Source organism: Amycolatopsis echigonensis, from assembly GCF_002846615.1.
Classification (GTDB): Bacteria; Actinomycetota; Actinomycetes; order Mycobacteriales; family Pseudonocardiaceae; genus Amycolatopsis; species Amycolatopsis echigonensis.
This window is the reverse complement of sequence record NZ_PJMY01000003.1, coordinates 3,578,556-3,600,828: the sequence shown is the minus strand read 5'-3', so window position 1 is coordinate 3,600,828 and position 22,273 is coordinate 3,578,556. Positions and strand designations below refer to the sequence as shown.

Here is a 22,273-nt window from a genome sequence, read left to right as displayed (position 1 = left end):
CCCCGGTACCCTTTACCTCGTGGCTTTGCACCTGTACGACACCGCGACCCGTGCCCCCCGGGAGTTCACTCCCGTCCGCAGCGGAACGGCGTCGATCTACGTGTGTGGTGCCACCGTGCAGGGAGTACCGCATATCGGGCACGTCCGCGGGATGCTGAATTACGACGTGCTGCGCCGCTGGCTGCTCCACAGTGGACTCGACGTGCTGCTGGTCCGCAACGTCACCGACATCGACGACAAGATCCTCGCCAAGGCCGCCGACGCCGGACGGCCGTGGTGGGAATGGGCGGCGACGCACGAGCGGGCGTTCGAGAAGGCGTACGAGGACCTCGGCTGCCTTCCGCCGTCGGTCACGCCGCGCGCGACCGGGCACGTCACGCAGATGGTCCAGCTGATGGAGCGGCTGATCGAAGCCGGGCACGCGTACGCCGTCGACGGCGACGTGTACTTCTCGGTGAAGTCGTTCCCGGAGTACGGCACGCTCTCCGGACAGCAGCTCGACGAGGTCCAGCAGGGCGAGACGCCTACCCGCGGCAAGCGCGATTCACGCGATTTCACTCTGTGGAAGAGCGCGAAGCCGGGCGAGCCGTCGTGGCCGACGCCGTGGGGCGACGGGCGGCCGGGCTGGCACCTCGAATGCTCGGCGATGGCGACCAACTACCTCGGCGCCGAGTTCGACATCCACGGCGGCGGCGTCGACCTGGTGTTCCCGCACCACGAGAACGAGCGCGCGCAGTCGAACGCGGCGGGCGACGGGTTCGCCCGCTACTGGCTGCACAACGCGTGGGTGACCATGTCCGGCGAGAAGATGTCGAAGTCGCTGGGCAACACGGTCTCGATCCCGGCGATGCTGGAGCGCTACCGCGCGCCCGAGCTGCGCTACTACCTGGTGCAGCCGCATTACCGGTCCACGGTCGAGTACTCCGACGGCGCGGTTTCCGAAGCCGCTCAGGGCTACCGGCGGATCGAGGCGTTCCTGCGCCGGGCGGAGTCGGCCGGTGCGGTCTCCGTGGGCGAAGTTCCGGCGGAGTTCGCCGCGGCGATGGACGACGACCTGGCGACGCCGGCCGCGTTCGCCGTGGTGCACAACACGGTCCGCGACGGTAACGCCGCCCTCGACGGAGGCGACACCACGAAGGCGCTCGAACTGGCCGGCACGGTCCGCGGGATGACCGGCGTGCTCGGTCTCGACCCGCTGTCGCCGGACTGGGCGGACGGCGGCTCGGACACTCCCGTCCGCGATGCGCTGAGCACGCTCGTGGAAGCCCTGCTGGCCGAACGCCAGGAGGCCCGTGCGGCGAAGGACTTCGCCCGCGCGGACGCCGCCCGCGACCGTCTCGTGGCGGCGGGGATCGCGGTGGAAGACACCCCGAACGGTCCGCAATGGACGGTCAGGAACTCCTGACCTCCTTCGCGGCAGCAGAGATTGAGGATTCATGGCAGGCAACTCACAGCGCAAAGGTGCCATCCGCAAAAGCGGCACCAAGAAGGGCGCCGTCGTCGGTTCGGGCGGGCAGCGGCGCAAGGCGCTCGAGGGCAAGGGCCCGACCCCGAAGGCCGAGGACAGGCCCGGGCACAAGGCGTACCGCGCTGCCAACGCCGCCACCAAGCGGGACCAGGCCCGGCAGAAGAAGGCCGACCGGCCGGAGCTGATCGCCGGCCGCAATCCGGTCGTCGAGGCGCTGCGCGCGGACGTGCCGGGCACGGCGCTGTACGTCGCGCTCAACATCGACATCGACGACCGGGTCAACGAGGCCGTCCGGCTCGCGGGAGACAAGGGCATCTCGATCCTGGAGATCCCGCGCGAGGAACTGGACCGCAAGACCAACCGGGCCATGCACCAGGGCCTCGGGCTGCAGGTGCCGCCGTTCGAGTACGTGCATCCCGACGACCTGATGCAGGCCGCGCGCGACTCGGGCAACGCCCCGCTGTTCGTCGCGCTCGACGGCGTCACCGACCCGCGCAACCTTGGCGCGGTGATCCGGTCCGCCGCTGCGTTCGGCGCGCACGGCGTGCTGCTGCCGGAACGCCGCAGCGCCGGAATGACCGCGGTCGCGTGGCGCACGAGCGCCGGCACCGCGGCGAAGCTGCCGATCGCGGTCGCCACGAACCTCACGCGCCAGCTGCGCGCGTGGGCGTCGAAGGGCCTGATGGTCGTCGGCCTGGACGCCGACGGCACGGTCGACATCGACTCGCTTGAGCTTGCCGCGGATCCGCTGGTCATCGTGCTCGGCTCGGAAGGCCGCGGCCTTTCCCGGCTGGTCCGCGAGACCTGCGACGCGACGGTGTCGATCCCGATGGCGGCCGGCGTGGAATCGCTGAACGCCTCGGTCGCCGCCGGGGTCCTGCTGGCCGAGGTCGCCCGCCGTCGCCGGATCGCCGGACGCGTCTGACCTTTATCGGCGGAATCCTCGGGCTGTTATCATCGATAACATGCCCGACGACGCCCGCGCCCGCATCATCACGGCCGCCCTGGACTTGCTGGCCAACGGCGGCCCGGACGCGGTGTCGACCCGCGCGGTGAGTGCGGCGGCAGGCGTCCAGCCACCGACGATTTATCGGCTGTTCGGCGACAAGGACGGCCTGCTCGACGCCATCACCGTCCAGGGCTACGCCGATTACCTGGAGGCGAAAACCGCCCAGCCCCCGGCTGAGGACCCGTTGGAAGAGTTGCGGCGGGGCTGGGACCAGCATCTGGAGTTCGGCCTGGCCAACCCGGCGCTGTACCGGCTGATGACCACCCGCCCCGGCCCTTCCCCCGCGCTGGAGAAGGCCATGGAGATTCTCGCGACGCGAGTCAGCCGCGTCGCCGAGGCTGGACGGCTGCGGGTGCCGGAGCCCCTTGCCGCGGCTTTGATCCACGCCGCCGGGTCGGGCGCGACGTTGAGCCTGATCTCGATGCCGCCGGATTCCCGCGATCTCGCGGTGTCGGTCGCTGCCCGCGAAGCGGTGCTCGCGGCGATCAGCACGGACCGGCCGGTCTCCCGCACACCCGGGCCAGCCGCCGCGGCCACGGCATTGCGGGCAGTATTGCCGCAGGTCTCAGGGCTGAGCGAGGCGGAGAAGGCGTTGATGGGCGAATGGCTGGACCGGATCACCGACTGAGCCGGGCCGCACGCGCTTCCGCGTTGCGAGGGGAGAAATCCTCCCAAATCCGTCACCCTCGGTGATTCGGGCTGTGATCCGTCGGGCATCGCTCCGCGAAGCCACTCGCTCGGGCTAAGGTCTCCTCTCGGAACCGAGGGGGGCCCGTCACCGATGTCGTTCGTTTCACCGCTGTTCTTGTGGTACTTCATGCCCGCGGTGCTGCTCGCGGTCCTGGTGTGCCCGCGCAGCTGGCGCAACGGCATCGTCGCGGTCGCGAGCCTGCTGTTCTACACGATCGGCGCCGGCCCGTACCTGTTCTTGCTGCTGCTCTGCATGGCGGTGAACTTCCTGGCCGGACCGGCGCTGGAGCCGAGTCCGTGGGACGTCCGAGGCACGCGCCGGAAACGGATCCTGATCGGCGTCATCACGCTCGACGTGCTCGTGCTCGTCATCTGGAAGTACGCCGGTTTCGCGACGCAGCAGATCGCCGCCGTCGCGCACTGGTTCGGCGGCGATCTGGGCGTCGCGAACATCGTGGTCCCGATCGGCATTTCCTTCTACACCTTCCACCACATCTCCTACGTGGTGGACATCTACCGCGGCGAGCGGCACGCACTGCGCAACCCGGTGTCGTTCGCCGCGTACATCGCGATGTTCCCGCAGCTGGTGGCGGGTCCCATCGTGCGCTACCGGGAGATCGCCGACCAGCTTCCGCAACGGCGTTCGCACCGGCTGGACGACATCGCCGCGGGCTTCCCGAGGTTCGCACTGGGCCTGTGCAAGAAGTCGATCATCGCCGACTCGCTCAGCCCGATGGTCGAAGCCTGCTTCTCGACCCCGTCGAACCAGATGACCTTCACGACGGCCTGGCTCGGCGCGATCGGCTACACCCTGCAGTTGTTCTTCGACTTCTCCGGCTACTCGGACATGGCGATCGGACTCGGCCGCATGCTCGGCTTCCGGCTGCCGGAGAACTTCGCGCGCCCGTACTCGTCGGTGACCATCACGGAGTTCTGGCGCCGCTGGCACATGTCCCTGTCCCGCTGGTTCCGCGACTACGTCTACATCCCACTGGGCGGCAACCGTTCGGGTGCCGGAAAGACGTACCGGAACCTGTCGATCGTCTTCGTGCTGACGGGTTTCTGGCACGGCGCGCAATGGACGTTCTTGATCTGGGGCTGCTACCACGGGGCCCTGCTGGTCATCGAACGCCGCTTCAACCTCGGCAACGCCCCAGCCAGCCCAGTCGCCCGCATCGCCCGCCGCCTGCTGACGCTGATCCTGGTGGTGTTCGGCTGGGTCTTCTTCCGCTCCGCCGACCTCGCCCACGCGCTGTCGATGCTCGGCCACATGCTGATCCCAGACTTCGGCGGCTTGGGTGACGTCGTGGAAAGCGCACTGACGAACCAGCGAATGGTGATCCTGCTGCTGGCGCTGATCGTGTTCATCCTCCCGGCCCACCCGGTGACGGGTCCGCTGCTGGAATCGTCCCGAAGCCGCGGAGCCACGGCGCTGCGCATCGGGGTCATGACGGTGGGGCTGGTTTACGCGGCGATCTTGGTGGCTACTGGGACTTTCAGCCCGTTCCTGTACTACCAGTTCTGATCGCGGAACCGGCCGAAGGCGGCTATAGACCAAAAAGCTCCGGCGGATGAAGTTGTGTGCTGGGGTTGATTGGATGGGGTGATGACGGACTCCGTGCAGAAGCTGCGCTTTGATCGTGACGTGGTGGTGCTGCAGGCAGGCGGCCAGCACCAGGCGAGGCTGCGTGGGTGGCTCGATGGCTACGACGGCCCGCAGCCGATCTACCGGCTTGAATTGCAGACTCGCTTGGGGACATACGGCGGTCCTTATACGGCGACTGGACCGGACATGTTCGAGACCCTTGTCCGATTGCGGCGGCAGCTCGAGCCGGAGGGGCTGATGATCGCGGTGCAGGGTTCCCGGCGCGACGCGTATCCGAGCGGAATGGCGCGCGACATGGGCGGCGGAGAGCGCATCTACGTCCTGCGTCCGGGGCAGAAGGCAAGCGCGAACGACCTTGTCGACACGTTCGCCGATGGACCGATCGACCAGGTGGCGACCGTCGACGAGCAGCACAGCTTCTGGGAAGCCTGGTGCACGAGGGTTTCCGAGTCTTAGCGTTCTGGGCACCTGCTGGTGCATCGTCGCGCGGGGCGCATGGCTCTGGTCAAGGCTGAGCCGGGGTTACGGACGCGCCGGTCGGCTCCTTCGAGCGCTATCGCAAAACTCCGAAGTACGTTCGGAACACAATGGCGGTACAGATCGGACTCAGCGACGTTGGGCGAGCACTGCAGGTACCAGCGCTTGCGAGGACGATAAGCCTCTTTACCGGCGCAGGCTGCGGGTAAGCTTCGTCCGTTGCCTAACGGAAGGCCCGGAAACGATGACCGACCCTACCGAGCCGCCAGATCTGGCCTCCACTCCGAACGTGATCCCGTACGTTGACCCGCACGACGGGCCTCGGCGGTTGCTCACGATCGACATTTCCACGCATATTTTCCACGCCGGTGCGTACATCCCGTTCGCGGGGATCGACGGTCGGCAATACGTCGTTTCCTGGGGCGCGGTGTCGTTCGAGATTCCCGCCGACCGCAACGTCCATGTCAGCGTGCACCTGCAGAGCAACGGCGGAGCCGGGTACACACCGTCGCCGTTCGCGTCGATCATTTTGTACCCGAATCCGTTGCCGCAACGGCTGGCGACCCAGTTCGCCCGGGCGGGCATGGGGGCACTTGTCCCGCTGCCGTAAGCCGTTCCCACACCCCAGCCTGGTCAGCGTGAAGCCATGGCGTTGTTCTGCGCCTCGTTAACTGGGATTCAGCGTTGGCCGTATCCCTTCAGTTTCTCCACCACCTGCTCGATTTCCGTTGGCGGCAACAGAGTCGGAGTACCAGCGGAGCGGGCCAGCAGCCACACCTGGCAGACCCATTCCAATTGCTGAGCCCGGCTGTACGCGCTCGACAACGAGTCGCCATAGGTGATCGTGCCGTGGTTTGCCAGGAGGCAGCCTCGGCGGGCGTCCAGGGCTTGCAGCATCGCGTCGGCGAGTTCGGTGGTGCCGTAGGTCGCGTACGGGGCTACTCGGGCCGTGGGGCCGATTGCCGCGAGCATGTAGTGGATCGGCGGGACTTCGGTGACCAAAGTGGACACTGCGGTGGCGTGCACCGAATGCGTGTGCACGACCGCGTTCACCGGGGCGGACTCCGGGTCGGTGGCGCAGGTGTACACGGCCAGGTGCATCGGGAGTTCGCTCGTCGGCTTCAGGGCACCGTCCGCGAGCTTGCCGTCGAGGTCCACGACGGGGATGTCGGCAGGCGTGAGAGCGGCATAGTCGACACCGGTCGGGGTCACGGCGACCAGGTCGCCTGCCCGCGCTGAAACGTTGCCCGAGGTGCCGACGACGAGGCCGTCCGTGGTCAGGCGGCGGGCGTACTCGCAGACTGCGGCACGCTCGTTCTCCAGGATCATTCACAGCCTCCACAGTCCGCGCGCGGCAGACAGGGAAGCCTGGTAGTCGGCGTAACCGCGCTCGTAATCAGCCACATTCTCGGGCCGGGCCTCGACTGTTCGCGAGTTCGCGGCCCAGCGATCCCGATCGTACGGCGTCCCCAGCGCGTCCGCGGCGGTGAGCACGGCACCGCGGGCGCCGACACCGGGATCGCTCGGGATCACGACCGGACGGCCGAGCACGTCGGCGAAAATCTGCAGCCATTCGGGCGAGCGGACTCCGCCGCCGCAGGCGTAGAGCTGTCCCGACAGACCGGCTGCTTCGAAGCAATGCCGTGCGGCGTAAGCGATCGACTCGCAGAGCGCGCGGACCAAATCGGCCCGGCCGGTTTCCAGACTCAGTCCGGAGAACTGTGCACGCGCTCCGGCATCGACGAAGGGCGCACGTTCGCCCGATACCGAAAGGAACGGCAGTGCGCGTACTCCGCGAGCGCCCGGTTTGCTGCTGGCCAGCAGCGGGTCGATTTGCTCGACGCTGATGCCCAGCAGCTCGCAGACCCAGTCGATACCAGCAGTGCCGACCATCGCGGGCATCGCGTGCAGGTACTCGTGTTCGTCGGGCGTGCACAGGAACATGCCCGCCGGTTCCGCTTCGGGATCGAAAGCGGGGTCGGTGGTGAGCACCTGGCAGGCAAGCGTGGTCCCGGCGGTGAGGATGCCGTCGCCCGGTTTCCGTACGCCAGCGCCGATCGCACTGGCCGGCAGGTCGAACGGTCCCGCGGTGACCGGCAATCCCACTGGCAACCCGAGCAATGCGGCACCGCGCCGGTCGAGCCGGAACACCGACTTCGCCGGAGCTGGTTTCGCGAAGAGCGACCGGCGATGCCCCAGCCCGCAGGCTTCGATCGCGCCGTCGTCGTAGCTGCGGGTGGCCGGGTTCAGGAACGGCAGCGACGCGTCCGAAACGTCGACCGTGATCTCGCCGGTGAGCCGCTGCAACACCGCGTCCACACAGTATCCGGCCACCGCGGCGCGGTCGAGGACCTCGGGCTCATGGGTGTCCAAATAGGACATGATGGCCGCGGTGCAGCCGGGGAACATGCCAGAACCGGTGCGGCGGAAGACTTCCGTGGTCACGCCGTCGGCCTGCCATTTCGCCAGCACGGTGTTCGCCCGGCCGTCGAGCCACGAGATGGCCGGATGCACCGCGTTGCCTGCTTCGTCGCGGAGCCAGAGCCCGTCGCCCTGTCCGGTCAACGCCAGCGCGGACACCGGCTCGGGCAGCGCGGCCGCGACCTCGCGCACGACCGTCGCGACCGTGCCGGCGACCTGGTCGAGATCCTGCTCGACCCGGCCGCCCGGAAGGTGGTGCACTTCGGACGGCGTGCACGCGCTCGCGATGGAGCTGCCGTCGTCGTCGAACACCACGGCTTTGGTGAGCGACGTCCCGATGTCGACCCCGACAATCACGGCCGTCGCTCCAGCACCTCGGGATTCGCGACGTTGGCCAGCTGCTCGCCGCGGGCGTACCGGCCGACCTCCGCGGCGACGATCGCGGCCGCTCGCTCGGCTGTCTGCCTGCTCGCGCCGGCGAGATGCGGCGTCGCGATCACGTTGGGCGCGTCGCGCAGCGCCCAGTCCGCCGGCGGCGGCTCGACGTCGTACACGTCGAGGGCGAGCGCGCCGAGCCGACCGGAGCGCAGGGCCTCGGGCAGTGGCGCGTAGTCGAGCAGGCCGCCGCGAGCGGTGTTCACGAGGACCGCACCCTCCGGCAGGAGGGTGAGTTTGCTCGCGTCGATGAGGTGCCGGGTTTCTTCGGTGAGCCGCGCGTGCAAGCTCACGACTCGGCTCTGCCGAAGCAGCTCGTCAAGCTCGACGAGCTGCGCGCCATCGGCTGCTACCGCAGCACGGTCGGCATAGGGGTCAGCCACCAGGACGTTCGCCCCGAACGCGACGAGCACCTTGGTGACCCGGGACCCGATCGCGCCGTACCCGACGAGTCCGACCGTGGTGCCGCCCAGCTCCAGTCCGGCCTGGTCGTAGGCGTAGTAGTCGCCGCGCCAGGTTCCGGCGAGCAGTTCGGCCGAGGAGGTCGAGATCCGCCGCATCGCGGCGAGGATCATGCCGACCGCGAACTCGGCCGCCGCGCCCGCGTTGCGACCCGGCGCGTAGGTGACGGCGACTCCTGCCTCGGTGGCGGCAGTCAGGTCGACGTTCACCGGCCCGCCCCGGCACACCGACACGAGCTTGAGCGCCGGCGCGGCGGCGAAGACCTTCTTGGTGAACGGAGCCATCTGGGTGACGACGGCCTCGGCACCGGCGAGTGCCTCGATCACCTGGTCCTCGGTACCGCTGGCCTCCAGCACGTTGCCGACCGGCCCGAACGGCTCGACCGGCCACGGCAGCGTCAGCTCGGCGACCTCGTGGTCGCCGCCGAGCTCCGCGCGGACGGCTCCGGCCAGCAGGCCGGGGCTGACGAAGTGGTCTCCCGCAGCGAGAATGTGCAACTCTGCTCCCTCACTCGCTCTGTGCCGATTGTGCGCCACGACGGACGCCTTTGGTCAGTGGGCGTTCTCGTATTCGGTGATGTGCGCGACCTTGGTCGCGCTCGCCGACGCCGGGTCGAAGCGGTACCCGACCCATTCGGCCACGATCTTCTTCGCCACCTCGGGGCCGATCGCGCGCGCCCCGAACGTGATCACCTGGCAGTCGTTCGATTTGATCGACCGCTCGGCGGAGTACGAATCGTGCGCGACCGTCGCCCGCACACCGGGCACCTTGTTCGCCGAGATCGCCATGCCGATACCGGTGCCGCAGACCAGGACGCCGCGGTCCGCCTCGCCGCGAGCGATCGCTTCCGCCGCGGCGAGCCCCAGCAACGGGTACGCCCGGTCGTCCGCCGCGTCCGGCACGCCGAGGTCGGTCACCTCGGTGACTCGCTCGTCGGCCCGCAGCAGGTCACGCAGCTGATTCTTCAGTTCGACCCCGGCGTTGTCCGCCGCCACCACGATGCGCATCAGTCCGCGCTCCTTTCCAGCTCCTCGCCGACAGCCGTGACCAGCAGCGAGAACGACACCGCACCCGGGTCCGAATGACCCTCGCTCCGTTGCGCGAGCCGCGCCGCGCGTCCCTTCGCTGGACGCAAATGCGCAGTCTCCTGCGCGGCTACGACCGCGGCTCCAGCGGCCTTCCGCCATGCCTGCACTACGTCCGAACCCGTCTGCTCCCGCAGCGTGGCCCGGAACGGCTCGATCGCGTCGAGCATCGTCTTGTCGCCCAGTTCGGCCTTGCCCAGCTCGCAGAACGCGCGAACCGCACCGTCAACCGCGTCGGCGAGCATCGCGGTGGTGATGTCCTCGGCTGCGGCACCGCTCAGCCCGGCACCGGTTTCCGCCAGCAGTACGCCGTACAGCGCCCCCGAAGCACCACCCGCCGCGTCAGCGAACGCCGTCCCGGCAGCCAGCAGCGCACCGGAGACCGTCTCCGGTTCACGCCGCGCGGCCGCGACGGCGGCGCGCATCCCGCGGGTCATGCCGAGCCCGTGGTCTCCGTCCGCGGCTACCGCGTCGAGCCTGCCCAGCTCCGCCTCGTTTTCCTCGATGCTGCGCAGGGCCGCGGTGAGAACCCGGTCGACGACGCTGGTCCCCGGAGCCTCCTCGGTCAGCAGTTCGTCCACTGTGGACTCGAGAGCGACCGTGGTCAGCTCGGCGCCGGTGGTGCGGTAACCCGGGGTGTCGCACGGCGCGGCGTACAGCTCGGCCAATTCGTCGTCCAGCACCAGGATCGACAGCGAAACCCCGGCCATGTCGAGCGACGTGACGAACTCCCCGACCTCGGAATGCACTGGGCTGAGCCCGGCCTGCGCCAGCCGTTCGTGCACGCGGGTGTAGGTGACGAACATTTCCTCGTACTTGGTGCGGCCGAGCCCGTTCACCAGCACGACCACCCGGCCGTCCCCCTCCGGCAGCTCCGGCAGGAGACCGTCGACCAGTTCGTCCGCCAGCTCCGCCGCGGACAACCGGCCCACCGTGCGCACGCCCGGTTCACCGTGAATTCCGAGGCCCAGCTCCATTTCCTGGTCCGCGACAGTGAACAGGGGCGCGTCCGCACCAGGCAGCGTGCAGCCGCCGAACGCGACACCGAACGTCCGCGTGCGAGCGTTCGCCTTCGCCGCGACCTCGTGCACCTCGTCGAGGTTGTAACCGCGCTCCGCCGCCGCCCCCGCGATCTTGAAGACCAGGAAGTCGCCCGCGACGCCGCGGCGCCGCTCCGGTTCGGTCGCCGGGCCGCTCGCGATGTCGTCGGTGACCAGGATGGTGCGGCTCGGGATGCCTTCGGCGGCGAGCCTGCGGGCCGCGAGTCCGAAGTGGAGCACGTCGCCTTGGTAATTGCCGAAGCCGAAGAGGACCCCGGCTCCGTTGTCCGCGGCCCGCGCCGTGCGGTAGACCTGCTCGGCACTCGGGCTCGTGAACACATCGCCGACGACCGCGCCGTCCGCCAGGCCAGGGCCGACGAGGCCCGCGAACGCCGGGTAGTGACCGCACCCGCCGCCGATCACGACCGCGACCTTCGGGTTCGCCGGAGCGTCGCGGCGAACGACGCCGTAAGCATCCGGCACCTTCTGGACCGTGCGGCCGTACGCGGTGACGAACCCGTCCAGCCATTGCCGCTTGAACGTGTCCGGAGAACCCAAGGTGGTCATGATTCAGTCCCTCGCAGCCACCGGCTCGCCGGCCAGATAGGCCAGGAGCTTCAGTCGGACGTCGTCATTGCTCTCGGCCACCGCGCTGGCCAGTTGCAGCGCGTCCGGCTTCGGCGGGTACGTCGGGTTGGGCAGCGCGATCACGGTGAGCCCGGCCGCGGCCGCCGCCCGGATGCCGTTGCTGGAGTCCTCGACCCCGAGGCATTCGCTGCCCGATTTGCCGAGCCGGGCCGCCGCCTCCAGGTACACGTCCGGGTTCGGCTTGCCCCGCGCGACCTCGGCACTGGACACCGTCGCGGTGAACTCGCCGGTGAGCTGGTGCTTTTCGAGCACCGCGTCGATCACCCGGCGGGCCGCCGACGACGCGAGCGCGACCGGGACCCGTTCGCTGACCTCGCGCACCATCGCGCCCGCGCCGGGGAGCAACGGCGCTTCGCCCGCGTCGATCGAGGCGATCATGCCGTCGACCACCGCGCGTTCCACCTCGTCCGCCTGGTCCGGCACCCCGCACCGGCGGGCGAGATAGCCAGCCCATTCGGGGGCGCTCATGCCCTGCACCGAGGCCGTGTCCTCCGCCGTCCACTCGACCTGGTGGCGAGCGGCGAAAGCGACCCAGTTCTCCTCCCAGAGGTGTTCACTTTCCACTAGGACACCGTCGAGGTCGAACACCACCGCGTCGAGCGTCATCCACCAGATCCCTTCAGAGAGCGAGCCCGTTTCACACGAGCAATGTTAAGTTAACAGCGACGATGAGAAGTTCGCAAGGGTGTTCACACAAGGAGGGCACGAGTGGGCGCACGGCTGCTGCTGGCCAGGCACGGGCAGACCGAATGGCACGCGGAGAACCGCTACGCGGGCACCAGCGAGGTAGCGCTGACCGAGGAGGGGATCCGGCAGGCGGAGGCGCTGGCCGCGTACGCCCGTCGGGTGAAACCGGACGCGCTGTTCTGTTCGCCGCAGCGACGCGCCCGGCGCACGATCGAACCGGCGGCCGAGGCACTGGAACTGGTCCCGGAAATCGTTCCTGACCTGCGGGAAACCCATTTCGGAATCGCTGAGGGCCGTACCCGCGACGAGGTGCGCGAGACTGATCCCGAGGCGGTCGAACGCTTCCTCGCCGATCCGATCTCCGGCGCGTTCCCCGGTGCCGACGATCCGGCCGACGCGGCCGAGCGCGGGGCTCGCGCGATCCGGGCGATCGCCGCCGCGACCAGCGGAACGGCCCTGGTCGTCGCACACAACACGCTGCTGCGGCTCACGCTCTGCCAGCTGCTCGGCATCCCGCTGTCCCGCTACCGCAGCGTGTTTCCCCGCCTGGACAACGCGGCCGTCACCGAACTGGAGGTGAGCGGTGACCGAACTGCCCTGGTGCGCTTCAACCTCCCAGTGGAACCGCGATAATCACGGCATGTCGAGCGAAAAGCCTGCCGCCCACCCCCGCGAGAACCGTCAGCAGCGGCTGACCGACCACGTGTTCCAGCAGGGTTCGGCGACCATCGGCGAGCTCGTCGACCTGCTCGGCGTCAGCATGATGACGGTGCACCGGGACATCGACGAACTGTCCCGGCGCGGCCTGGTCCGGAAGTACCGCGGCGGAGTCTCGGCGATGCCGTCGACGGTGTTCGAGAGCAACGCCGAATACCGGATGAACGCGCACGTCGACGCCAAACGGGTGATCGCGATGCACGCGGTGGAACAGGTCGAACCGGGCATGTCGGTGCTGCTCGACGATTCCACGAGCGCGCTCGCGCTGGCCAGGCTCCTGGTCGACGTGACGCCGCTGACCGTGGCCACGAACTACCTCGCCGCGATCGACGTGCTGAAGAACGTGCACGAACTGCGGCTGATCTGCATCGGCGGCGACTACTCGTCCACCCACGATTCGTTCCTCGGCATGCAGAGCATCGAGTCGATCGAGCGGCTCTCGGTGGACATCGCGTTCGTGTCCACCTCGGCGATGAGCGCTTCGATGACCTTCCACCAGGAGCCCGAGATCGTGATGATCAAACGGGCCATGCTGGCCAGCGCGCGGCACAAGGTGCTGCTGATGGACCACAGCAAGATGAAGCGCACGGCACTGCACCGGCTCGCGCCGCTGGACGACTACGACCTGCTCATCGTGGACGAGGACGTCGATCCGCACTACGTCGACGAGCTGCGCAGCCGGGTCGAGGTGCAGGTCGCCGAAGACCCTGAGAACTGATCGACTTAATAACACTCTTGCGTGCGAAGTTCACACGGTCCATGATACGTTCGATCTCGACGTCATGGAGGCGTGTATGAACGAGTCGGCAACAGCGGAGTTGCCCAAGTCGGGCTTCGGGCGCTTGCTCACGAAATGGGGGCTGCCCGCGCCCCTGTTCCTCGGGTATGTCGGACTGCTCCTGTTCATGATCGGCGACGGAGTGGAGTCCGGTTTCATCGCGCCGTATATGGCGGGCAACGGCGCGGGCACGGAAATCAAAGCTTCGTACGTGATCACCGTGTACGGCGTCGCCGTGATGCTGGCGTCATGGCTCTCCGGCGCACTGTCCGAGCTGTGGGGACCGCGGCGGGTGATGCTCGTCGGCCTGGTCATCTGGCTGGTGTTCGACGCGTTGTTCCTGACGCTCGGTCTCGCCGGCGAGAACTACACGGCGATGCTGATCTGCTACGGCATCCGCGGATTCGGCTATCCGATGTTCGCGTTCGGGTTCCTGGTGTGGATCACCGCGGTGGCCCCGGTCGCCCGGCTGGGCGCGGCGGTCGGCTGGTTCTACTTCGCCTTCACCGGCGGCCTGCCCACGCTCGGCGCGCTCGTCGCGAGCTTCACCAATCCCCTGTTCGGCCACTACGGCACCCTGTGGGTCGCGGTCGTGCTGCTCGGCGTCGGCGGGCTCGTGGCGGTGCTCGGCGTCCGGCAGCGCACGGGATTCCGCAGGCTCGCGCCGCCTGACGTGAAACCGGTGCAGAGCCTGGTTTCCAGTGTCTCGATCGCGTGGAAGAAGCCGCGGGTCGGCGTCGGCATGATCGTGCGGATCATCAACACCGCGCCCGAATTCGGCATGCTGGTGTTCTTCCCGACGATCTTCATCTCCCAGATCGGCTTCGGCGAGAGCCGCTGGCTGCTGCTCGTGTCGGTGATCTACGGGACGAACATCTTCTTCAACCTGATCTTCGGCGTGCTGAGCGACCGGATCGGCTGGCGCACCACGATTTTCTGGTTCGGCGCGATCGGCTGTGCGATCTCGATCCTGCTGCTGTACTTCGTGCCGGTCGCGATGGGCTCGCAGTACTACTGGCTCGCGCTGATCGTCGGCGCGCTCTACGGCGCGACGCTCGCCGGGTTCGTGCCGATCTCCGCGCTGCTGCCGTCGCTGGCCCCGGAACACAAGGGCGGCGCGATGGCTCTGCTCAACCTCGGCGCGGGCGCTGCGGCATTCGTCGGGCCGGCGATCGTGTCGCTGTTCCTCGGACCGGCCGGTGCCGCCGGAGTGGTCATCATCTTCGCCGCGCTGTACCTGGTCGCCGCGGTGCTGGTGCGGTTCCTGAAACTGCCGGAGCAAACCGAGAAAGCACTCGCGACCGACGGCAGTTTGCAGGATGTCGAAGAGAGGGTCAGCACGGCGTGAACGAGCAGGTCTCGGTCGGCATCGACGTCGCCACCGCGGGGGTTCGCGCCTTCGCGGTGCGCGGCGGCTCGGTCCTCACCACCGCATCGGCGTCGCTGCCGGCGCCGGTGCGCGCGGGCGGTGGCCGCAGCGAACAGGATCCGTCGGCGTGGTGGCCGGCGGTCGGTTCGGTGCTGAGCGAGGTCACTGCCGCGCTGCCCGGACGTGGCACGGAAGTCTCGGCGGTGGCGATCGCGGCGACGTCCGGAACGATCGTCGGAGTCGACGCCGCGGGCGAACCGGTGACGCCCGCGTTGATGTACGACGACCGGCGCGGCGCGGATTACAACGCGAAAGCCGCGGAACTCGGCGCCGGACGCTGGCGGAACCTGGGTTCGGGCGTCTCGCCGACCGCGGCACTCGGCCGGATCGCCTGGCTGGCCGAGCACACCGAGGCGGTCGGTGTCCGGCACACACCGGAGATGATCGCGGCGAAACTGACCGGACATCCGGTCGCGGCGGATTGGTCGCACGCACTCAAAAGCGGTTACGACCCGTTGGCTGGGGAATGGCCGTCCGAGGTGTTCGCCGGTTTGGGCGTGCCGGACGGGATGTTGCCGCCGGTGGTCGCGCCGACGAGCGTGCTGGGCGAGATTTCGGTGCCGATCGCCGGGTTGCCTGCTGGATGTCTCGTGGTGGCGGGCATGACGGACGGGTGCGCGGGGCAGCTGGCCGCGGGCGCGGTCGAACCGGGGCGGTTCGTGGGGATTCTCGGGACCACGTATGTGCTGAAGGGCGTCACGGAGTCGCTGGTGCCCGATCCCACCGGAGTGATGTACAGCCACCGGCATCCAGACGGGTGGTGGCTGCCAGGCGGCGCGTCGAACACCGGTGGTGAGTCCGTTTCGGACAGTCCACGGCTGGCGGAGCTGGATGCCGCCGCCGCTGCCCGCGGCCCGGCCGAGGTCGTGGCTTTCCCGTTGCGGCGCAAGGGCGAACGGTTTCCCTTCGCGCACGGTGACGCGGAAGGTTTCGTCCTCGGCACCCCAGCCGACGAGGTCGAATTGCATCGGGCTCGGCTGGAGGGAGTCGCCTTCCTGGAACGGCTCGCCCTGGACCACCTGCGACGGCTGGGTGTTTCGGTCAGCGAACCGCTCCTCGCGGCCGGCGGCGGAAGCAAGAGTCCTTTATGGACTCAGATCCGGGCTACCGTGAGCGGTCTAGGACTGCAGGTGGCACCGCAGGCAGAAACGGGGTACGGCGCGGCGCTCCTCGCGGCGGCAGGGTGTACGCCGGGTGGGCTGAGTGCGGTGTGCGAGGGAATGCCGATGGGGTCGCTCGTCGAGCCGTCGCCCGCTGAGGCAGCGGCGATGGTGGCTTCGTACCAACGGTTTTGCCGTGAGCTGCGGGACCGCGGCTGGATCGACGACGAGCTGTTCGCGGTGGCGGCAGGGTGATGCGGTTGGGGAGCTTGAGGGGGCGCGGGTAAGCCCTCGGATCGGCGACGGTTCACGCAGGCCATCGCTCCAGTGGGCCGGGGATCGCCGACCAACGGCGAGCCCGGCCAGGCACGATCGGCAGGCTCGAGGCTTGCCCGGCTAATGCGAGCCAGTCGAGAGCAAAAGCAGGCGCAGTCGCCGCGGCTAAGAGCGAAGCGGGCCGAGAGACGGTGGCCAGGAGCGAAGTGCCCCGTGACGCGACGCTAGAAGCCAAGCGATCCGAGACGCGACCGCCAGAAGCGAACCGGCCCGGGCTACAACCGGCGAACCGAGGCGCGGCAGCCGAAATCGAGGCGCGGCGGCTAGGAATCCAACCGGGCCGTGACGCGATGGTTAGGAGCGACCTGCGCGGGGGCGACCGGGGCGACGACCGTTGCCATTGCCGTTTCGAGGTGTCGGTTGCTCAGCGGGTTGCTGTGGGTCTGCGGTGGATTGTGCGTCCGAAGTGGACGAGGTGGGGCGTGGGGTCGGCTGGGGCAACGCAGGCGCGGGCGAGCCAGTTGGCGAAGGTGCCGCAGTCGGTGCCGAAGTCTGCGAAGGTCCGGCAGTCGGTGCCGAAGCCTGCGAGGGTGCATCGGCCGGCGAGGGGTCAGCCGAAGCGGCTTCCTCTTCCTGAGAGCCGAGGAAGCGCAACGCTTCCTGGACGGCCTCGTTGGTCGCGGCGATCCGATCGGCGACCTTGGTGCGCAGGTCCAGGGCCAGGGTGCGCGATTCGGTGGCTTCGGTTTGCTTCTGGAGAGCGTCGGCGAGGGCGGTTTCTGCCTGTGCCTTCTTGATGGCGATCTCTTCCGACGCTCGACGGTCTGCCTCGGCACGGGCTTGGGCGGCTGCTGCTTCGGCGGCGGCATCGGCTTCGGCTCGGAGTCGGGCGGACTCCTCGTCGGCGGCTCGGCGGGCGGCTTCGGCTGCGGCGTCTGCTTCCGCGCGGGCCTGGGCAGCCGCTTCGTCGGCTTCGGTCCGGACGCGGAGGGCTTCGGCGTCCTTCTCGTCTCGGATGCGGCGGGCTTCGGCGTCCGCGGCTAGGCGGGCGTGCTGGGATTCGGCGTCTGCCTTGGCTCGGGCTTCGGCGGCGGCTTCGTCGGCCTGGGTGCGGGCGATCAGGGCGACCTGGTCTGCTTCGGCGCGGGCCGCTGCGGCAGCCTGGTCCGCCTCGGCGCGGGCGCGGTCGGCGGCTTCGGTGCGGGACGCGATCTCCGCGTCGGCGGCCGCAGTGCGGGTGGCGATGTCCTCCTCAGCCGCGGCCAAGCGAGTGGCGATCTCCGCGTCGGCCGCAGCCGTCCGGGTGGCGATGTCCTCATTGGCCGCTGCCGTCCGAGCGGCGATGTCCGCGTCCGCAGCGGCGGTGCGGGTCGCGATGTCCTCATTACCCGCTTTGAGCCGCGCTTCCAGATCCGCCAGGCGAGCCGCGATCTCCTCGTCCGCGGCGGCAGTACGAGTCGCGATGTCCGCTTCGGCGGCGGCGATCCGGGACTCCAGATCCGCTTGCCGCGCGGCCAGATCCTTCTCCGCCGCCGCGATCCGGGCGTCCAGGGCTTCCGAGCGCGCGGCCAAATCGGCGTGGGTCTCCGCGAGCAACCGCTGGCGTTCCGCTTCGGATTCTTTGGCCGCTTTGTCCGCTGCCCGTTGGGTTTCGTGGGCGTAGCGGTCCGCTTCGGCGCGGGTCGACGCTGCGTCCGCTTCCGCGGAGCGGCGCAGGTCGGCGATCTCGTCCTCGGCCAGCTGCACCATCATCCGCACGCGTTCGGAGATCGCACCGGCACCCGCCGGGCTCGAGGTGACCCGGACCAGCGCGGCCTTCGCCTCGGACAGCTCCGCCTGGGCTGTCGTCAGGGCCTTCGTGAGCTCGCCTGCCGTCGCCACCGCCTCGTCACGGCCGTGGGAGGTCGTCTTGAGTTCGCTGGTCAGCTGGGCGATGCGGGCGTCGACCTGATTCGGGTCGTATCCCTTCCGGGTGACAGCAAAGGCGGGGTGCTGCGGCTTCTCGGGCGCGACCATCGGGCCACCTTAGTGATCGGGGCACCTGCCGCACGTACCGCCAAACGGCTGTATTACGAAGCGCGAAACCCGACGTCACGCATGGCATCCTGTCCCCTTCGACGTACGCGCGGGCGAACGGGGCAGACGCATGGACTTTTCAGCCGTCGCCGCCGACCTCGCCGCGCACTGGCACGTGTACGCGACCATGCCGTTCATCGCGGCGCTCATCGGCTACCTGACCAAACGCGTCGCGATCGAGATGATGTTCCGGCCGCTCGAGTTCCGCGGCATCCGGCCCTTCCTCGGCTGGCAGGGCGTCATCCCGGCGAACTCCCGGCGGATGGCCACCACCGCGGTCGACCTGCTCACCAAGAACCTCCTCGATCCGCGCGAGGTCTTCGCCCGCCTCGACCCCGAGGAAATGGTCGCGCAGCTGGAAGAACCGCTGCTGAAGGCGGTCGACGAGGTCACCCGCGAGGTGTTCGAGACCTACCAGCCGCGGCTGTGGGAAATGCTGCCCGCCCGTGCGCAGCAACTGCTGGTGGACCGGGTCCGTGCACAGGCGCCCGCGGTCGTGAAGCGGCTGATGCGGGAAGTGTCGTCGAATGTGGACGAAGTGCTCGACGTCAACGACATGCTGATCAACGCCATGGTCCGGGACAAATCGCTCACCTGCCGGCTGATCCGCGAGGTCGCCGCGCCCGAGTTCCGGTTCATCGCCCGCAGCGGGATCGGCTTCGGATTCGTGATCGGGCTCGTCCAGCTCATCGCCTGGGCGCTCATCAAACAACCCGTGATCATGCCGGTCTTCGGTTTCGTCACGGGCTTCGTCACGGACTGGCTCGCACTCAAAATGATCTTCTACCCGCGTCAGCCGCGCCGGTTCTTGTTCTTCACCTGGCAGGGCATGTTCCAGAAACGGCGGGCACAGGTCGCCGCCGACTATGGCGCGTTGATCGCGGAGGAAGTCCTCACCGCGGGGAATGTGCTCGAAGCCGTCCTCACCGGGCCACGTGCGGACAAGCTGTTCGCACTCGTCACGCGGGAGGTCCAGCGGACCGTCGACGCACAGGCCGGTCTGGCGAAACCGCTGGTCGCGCTGGCTGTCGGCGGGCGCGAGTACCGGCAGATGAAGCAGGCCGCCGCGGAGAAGGCCATCGCGTACCTGCCGGAAACCGTGAAGCACGTCGAGAGTTACGCGACCGATGCGCTCGACGTCCGCAACACCATCGTCGACAAGATGCGGCAGCTGACTCCGCTGGAGTTCGAGGGCATTCTCCGGCCGGCGTTCAAACAGGACGAGTGGAAGCTGATCGCGGTCGGCGCGGTGATCGGCGGGCTCGTCGGCGAACTGCAGGTCCTCCTGCTGCTCCACTGAGGCGCGGGTTACCGTTCCGGTGAGCGACACGGAGGGGACACGCGTGCACACATTCGCCGAGCACTGGCCGGTGTACGTCTCCATGCCGTTCATCGCGGCGCTGATCGGCTACGTCACCAAACGCGTCGCCATCGAGATGATGTTCCGGCCGCTCGAATTCGTCGGCGTCCGGCCCTTTCTCGGCTGGCAGGGCGTGCTGCCCGCGAACGCCGAGCGGATGGCGACCACCGCGACCGAAATGCTCACCACCAACCTCGTCGACCCGAAGGAGATCTTCGCCCGGCTCGACCCGGAGCAGGTCGCGAAGGAGATCGAACAGCCCCTGCTGCGCGTGGTCGAGGACGTCACCCGCGAGGTGATGGAGACCTATCAGCCGCGGCTGTGGGAAATGCTGCCGTCCGGAGCGCAGCAGCTGCTGCTGAAACGCGTACAGGCCGAGGCGCCGCGGGCGATCACGAAGATCATGCGGGAAATTTCCCGGAACATCGAGGACGTGCTCGACCTCAAGCACATGGTCGTCACGAACCTGGTGCGCGACAAGGCTTTGCTGAACCGGCTGATCCGCGACATCTCGCGGCCGGAAATGCGGTTCATCGCCCGGTCGGGCATCTGGTTCGGATTCATTCTCGGCTGCGTGCAGCTGCTGGTCTGGTCGCTGACGAGGTCGCCGATCGTGCTGCCGCTGTTCGGGCTCGGGATCGGCTGGCTGACCGACTGGCTCGCGCTCAAGATGATCTTCCTGCCACGCGAGCCGAAACGGTTCTTCGGCTTCTACAGCTGGCAGGGCGTGTTCCAGAAGCGCCGCGACGAGGTGGCCGCCGACTACGGCGACATGATCGCGCGCGAGATCATCACCGTGCCGAATCTGCTGGAAGCCGTGCTGCGCGGGCCGAAATCGGACCGGTTGTTCTCGCTGATCAGCCGCGAGGTGCAGAAGACGATCGACGCGCAGGCGAGCGTCGTGAAGCCGTTCGTCGCGATCGCGGTGGGCACGAAACGGTTCCAGGAAATGAAGCAGGTCGCCGCCGCGAAAGCCGCCGAGCGGGTGCCGGACACGATCCGGCACGCGGAGACGTACGCGATCAACGCGCTCGACGTCCGCAACACGATCGTGGACCGGATGCGCCGGCTCAGCCCGCTCGAATTCGAGCAGTTGCTGCGACCGGCGTTCCGGCAGGACGAATGGAAGCTGATCGCGGTCGGCGCGGTGATCGGCGGCATCGTCGGCGAACTGCAGGCGTTGCTTCTTTTGGGGTGAGCGCGGCTTCGAGGGCGGCGGTGGGGACGACGCGGAGCGACCGCGCACGCGATACGGTTTCCTTCCGGAGCGGGGGAGGGAGACCCGGTGAACGCGGTGCTGGACGACCTCGCGCGGCACTGGCCGGTGTACGTCTCGATGCCGTTCGTCGCCGCGCTGATCGGCTACGTCACCAAGCGCGTCGCGATCGAGATGATGTTCCGCCCGCTCAATTTCGTCGGCATCCGGCCGTTCCTCGGCTGGCAGGGCGTGGTCCCGAAGCACGGCGGCCGGATGGCCGCGATCGCGACCGACCTGCTCACCGCGAACCTGCTCGACATCAATGAGGTCTTCGCCCGCGTCGACCCGGTGATCATCACCCGCGAACTCGAGCAGCCGCTGCTGCGCGCGGTCGACGGGATCGCGCGCGACGTGCTCGAACAGCATCATCCGCGACTATGGGAGGTCATGCCCACGCTCGCCCAGGAACTGCTGATCAAACAGGTGCAGGCCAGCGCGCCGCAGCTGGTGCGGGACTTCCTCGACGAGGTCCGCGACCACCTGGACGAGGTCCTCGACGTCCGGCACATGACGGTCGAACGGCTTACTCGCGACCGCGCGCTGCTGGTCCGGCTGATCCGCGAAACGTCCCGGCCGGAGATGACGTTCATCGCGCGCGCCGGGATCGTCTTCGGCTTCGTGCTCGGCCTGATCCAGGCGCTCGTATGGGCGCTGACCCGGCAGCCGCTGGTGCTGCCGATCTTCGGCGGCGCGATCGGGCTGTTCACCGACTGGCTGGCGATCAAGATGATCTTCCTGCCGCGCGAGCCGGTGCGGCTGGGCCGGGTGATCCTGCAGGGCAAGTTCCAGCGGCGGCGCGCCGAGGTGGCCCGGCAGTACGGCGAACTGGTCGCCAACGAGGTGCTGACCGTTCCGAATCTGCTCGACGCCTTGCTGCGCGGCCCCAAGTCGGACCGGCTCGTGGCGATGGTCGAACGCGCCGTCGGACACGCGGTGGACGCGCAGGTCAGCGCCGCGAAACCGGTGGTCGCGCTCGCCATCGGGGCGCAGCGGCTGCAGGAGATGAAGCACGCCGCGGCACAGCGGGCGCTGGCCGAAATGCCGCTGACCGCGCGCTACGCCGAGGGGTACCTGACCGAGGCGATGGACGTGGCGAAGATGGTGGAGCAGCGGATGCTCGCGCTGACGCCGCTCGAGTTCGAGGGTTTGCTGCGGCCGGCGTTCCGGCAGGACGAATGGAAGCTGATCGCGGTCGGCGGCGTGATCGGGTTCCTCGTCGGCGAGTTGCAAGTCCTCCTCATGCTCGGCTGA

At 68.7% G+C, this 22,273-nt stretch carries 20 protein-coding genes; 13 read left to right on the top strand and 7 right to left on the bottom strand.

Annotated elements, in window-relative coordinates; translation table 11 throughout:
* Positions 1-19: 19 nt before the first annotated feature.
* The 6 genes from cysS (at position 20) to ATK30_RS21940 (ending at position 5,860) form a co-directional block, all read left to right on the top strand.
* A complete protein-coding gene (cysS, locus tag ATK30_RS21965; protein WP_101437205.1) occupies positions 20-1,405 on the top strand; it encodes a cysteine--tRNA ligase in 1,386 nt (461 codons plus the stop codon).
* Between the two features lie 31 nt (positions 1,406-1,436).
* Positions 1,437-2,393, top strand: coding sequence for a 23S rRNA (guanosine(2251)-2'-O)-methyltransferase RlmB (gene rlmB, locus ATK30_RS21960; protein WP_101437204.1), 957 nt, complete (start codon positions 1,437-1,439; stop codon positions 2,391-2,393).
* A gap of 40 nt (positions 2,394-2,433) precedes the next feature.
* Entirely contained in the window at positions 2,434-3,105 is a 672-nt protein-coding gene (locus ATK30_RS21955; RefSeq protein WP_101437203.1) for a TetR/AcrR family transcriptional regulator, read from the top strand.
* Between the two features lie 153 nt (positions 3,106-3,258).
* Positions 3,259-4,692, top strand: coding sequence for an MBOAT family O-acyltransferase (locus ATK30_RS21950; RefSeq protein ID WP_101437202.1), 1,434 nt, complete (start codon positions 3,259-3,261; stop codon positions 4,690-4,692).
* A 93-nt stretch (positions 4,693-4,785) separates the two neighbouring features.
* Positions 4,786-5,229 (top strand): hypothetical protein, encoded by a 444-nt coding sequence (locus tag ATK30_RS21945; RefSeq protein WP_244194690.1) that lies wholly within the window; start codon positions 4,786-4,788, stop codon positions 5,227-5,229.
* A gap of 265 nt (positions 5,230-5,494) precedes the next feature.
* The gene (locus tag ATK30_RS21940; protein WP_101437200.1) at positions 5,495-5,860 is read left to right on the top strand and encodes a hypothetical protein; all 366 of its coding nucleotides are present in this window, start codon (positions 5,495-5,497) and stop codon (positions 5,858-5,860) included.
* Between the two features lie 68 nt (positions 5,861-5,928).
* Here the strand turns inward: ATK30_RS21940 and ATK30_RS21935 are convergent, their stop codons facing one another.
* The 6 genes from ATK30_RS21935 to ATK30_RS21910 are packed head-to-tail and all read right to left on the bottom strand — an operon-like array spanning position 5,929 to position 11,947.
* Entirely contained in the window at positions 5,929-6,579 is a 651-nt protein-coding gene (locus ATK30_RS21935; RefSeq protein WP_101437199.1) for a class II aldolase/adducin family protein, read from the bottom strand.
* Positions 6,580-8,028, bottom strand: coding sequence for an FGGY-family carbohydrate kinase (locus ATK30_RS21930; RefSeq protein ID WP_101437198.1), 1,449 nt, complete (start codon positions 8,026-8,028; stop codon positions 6,580-6,582). It abuts the gene before it with no gap.
* Positions 8,025-9,065 carry a 2-hydroxyacid dehydrogenase gene (locus tag ATK30_RS21925; RefSeq protein ID WP_101437197.1) on the bottom strand — a complete coding sequence of 347 codons (1,041 nt, stop codon included), beginning with the start codon at positions 9,063-9,065 and terminating at the stop codon, positions 8,025-8,027. The genes ATK30_RS21930 and ATK30_RS21925 overlap by 4 nt, the downstream gene beginning before the upstream one ends.
* Before the next feature lie 54 nt (positions 9,066-9,119).
* Positions 9,120-9,575 carry a ribose-5-phosphate isomerase gene (locus tag ATK30_RS21920; protein ID WP_037715926.1) on the bottom strand — a complete coding sequence of 152 codons (456 nt, stop codon included), beginning with the start codon at positions 9,573-9,575 and terminating at the stop codon, positions 9,120-9,122.
* Positions 9,575-11,260: a dihydroxyacetone kinase family protein gene (locus tag ATK30_RS21915; protein ID WP_101437196.1), complete on the bottom strand. Its 1,686-nt coding sequence runs from the start codon at positions 11,258-11,260 to the stop codon at positions 9,575-9,577. Before ATK30_RS21915 ends, ATK30_RS21920 begins: the two co-directional genes overlap by 1 nt.
* Positions 11,261-11,263: 3 nt before the next feature.
* Positions 11,264-11,947 carry an HAD family hydrolase gene (locus ATK30_RS21910; RefSeq protein WP_101437195.1) on the bottom strand — a complete coding sequence of 228 codons (684 nt, stop codon included), beginning with the start codon at positions 11,945-11,947 and terminating at the stop codon, positions 11,264-11,266.
* A gap of 102 nt (positions 11,948-12,049) precedes the next feature.
* Here ATK30_RS21910 and ATK30_RS21905 point away from each other — a divergent pair, with 102 nt between their 5' ends.
* The 4 genes from ATK30_RS21905 to ATK30_RS21890 all read left to right on the top strand — a co-directional run bounded on the left by ATK30_RS21905 (position 12,050) and on the right by ATK30_RS21890 (position 16,307).
* Positions 12,050-12,661, top strand: a complete 612-nt coding sequence (locus tag ATK30_RS21905) for a histidine phosphatase family protein (protein WP_101437194.1) — start codon at positions 12,050-12,052, stop codon at positions 12,659-12,661.
* Between the two features lie 7 nt (positions 12,662-12,668).
* Complete coding sequence (locus ATK30_RS21900) at positions 12,669-13,463, top strand: DeoR/GlpR family DNA-binding transcription regulator (protein ID WP_101437193.1); 795 nt, start codon at positions 12,669-12,671, stop codon at positions 13,461-13,463.
* Positions 13,464-13,539: 76 nt separating this feature from the next.
* Positions 13,540-14,871 carry an MFS transporter gene (locus tag ATK30_RS21895; protein WP_208637391.1) on the top strand — a complete coding sequence of 444 codons (1,332 nt, stop codon included), beginning with the start codon at positions 13,540-13,542 and terminating at the stop codon, positions 14,869-14,871.
* Positions 14,868-16,307, top strand: coding sequence for an FGGY-family carbohydrate kinase (locus ATK30_RS21890; RefSeq protein WP_101437192.1), 1,440 nt, complete (start codon positions 14,868-14,870; stop codon positions 16,305-16,307). Before ATK30_RS21895 ends, ATK30_RS21890 begins: the two co-directional genes overlap by 4 nt.
* 375 nt (positions 16,308-16,682) lie before the next feature.
* On the opposite strand, the gene ATK30_RS21885 is transcribed toward ATK30_RS21890, so the two are convergent.
* The gene (locus ATK30_RS21885) at positions 16,683-18,344 is read right to left on the bottom strand and encodes a coiled-coil domain-containing protein (protein WP_101437191.1); all 1,662 of its coding nucleotides are present in this window, start codon (positions 18,342-18,344) and stop codon (positions 16,683-16,685) included.
* 130 nt (positions 18,345-18,474) lie between these two features.
* Here ATK30_RS21885 and ATK30_RS21880 point away from each other — a divergent pair, with 130 nt between their 5' ends.
* The 3 genes from ATK30_RS21880 (at position 18,475) to ATK30_RS21870 (ending at position 22,273) form a co-directional block, all read left to right on the top strand.
* Entirely contained in the window at positions 18,475-19,704 is a 1,230-nt protein-coding gene (locus tag ATK30_RS21880) for a DUF445 family protein (RefSeq protein WP_101437190.1), read from the top strand.
* Between the two features lie 82 nt (positions 19,705-19,786).
* Complete coding sequence (locus tag ATK30_RS21875; RefSeq protein WP_101440987.1) at positions 19,787-20,962, top strand: DUF445 family protein; 1,176 nt, start codon at positions 19,787-19,789, stop codon at positions 20,960-20,962.
* Between the two features lie 87 nt (positions 20,963-21,049).
* Positions 21,050-22,273, top strand: a complete 1,224-nt coding sequence (locus ATK30_RS21870; RefSeq protein ID WP_101437189.1) for a DUF445 domain-containing protein — start codon at positions 21,050-21,052, stop codon at positions 22,271-22,273.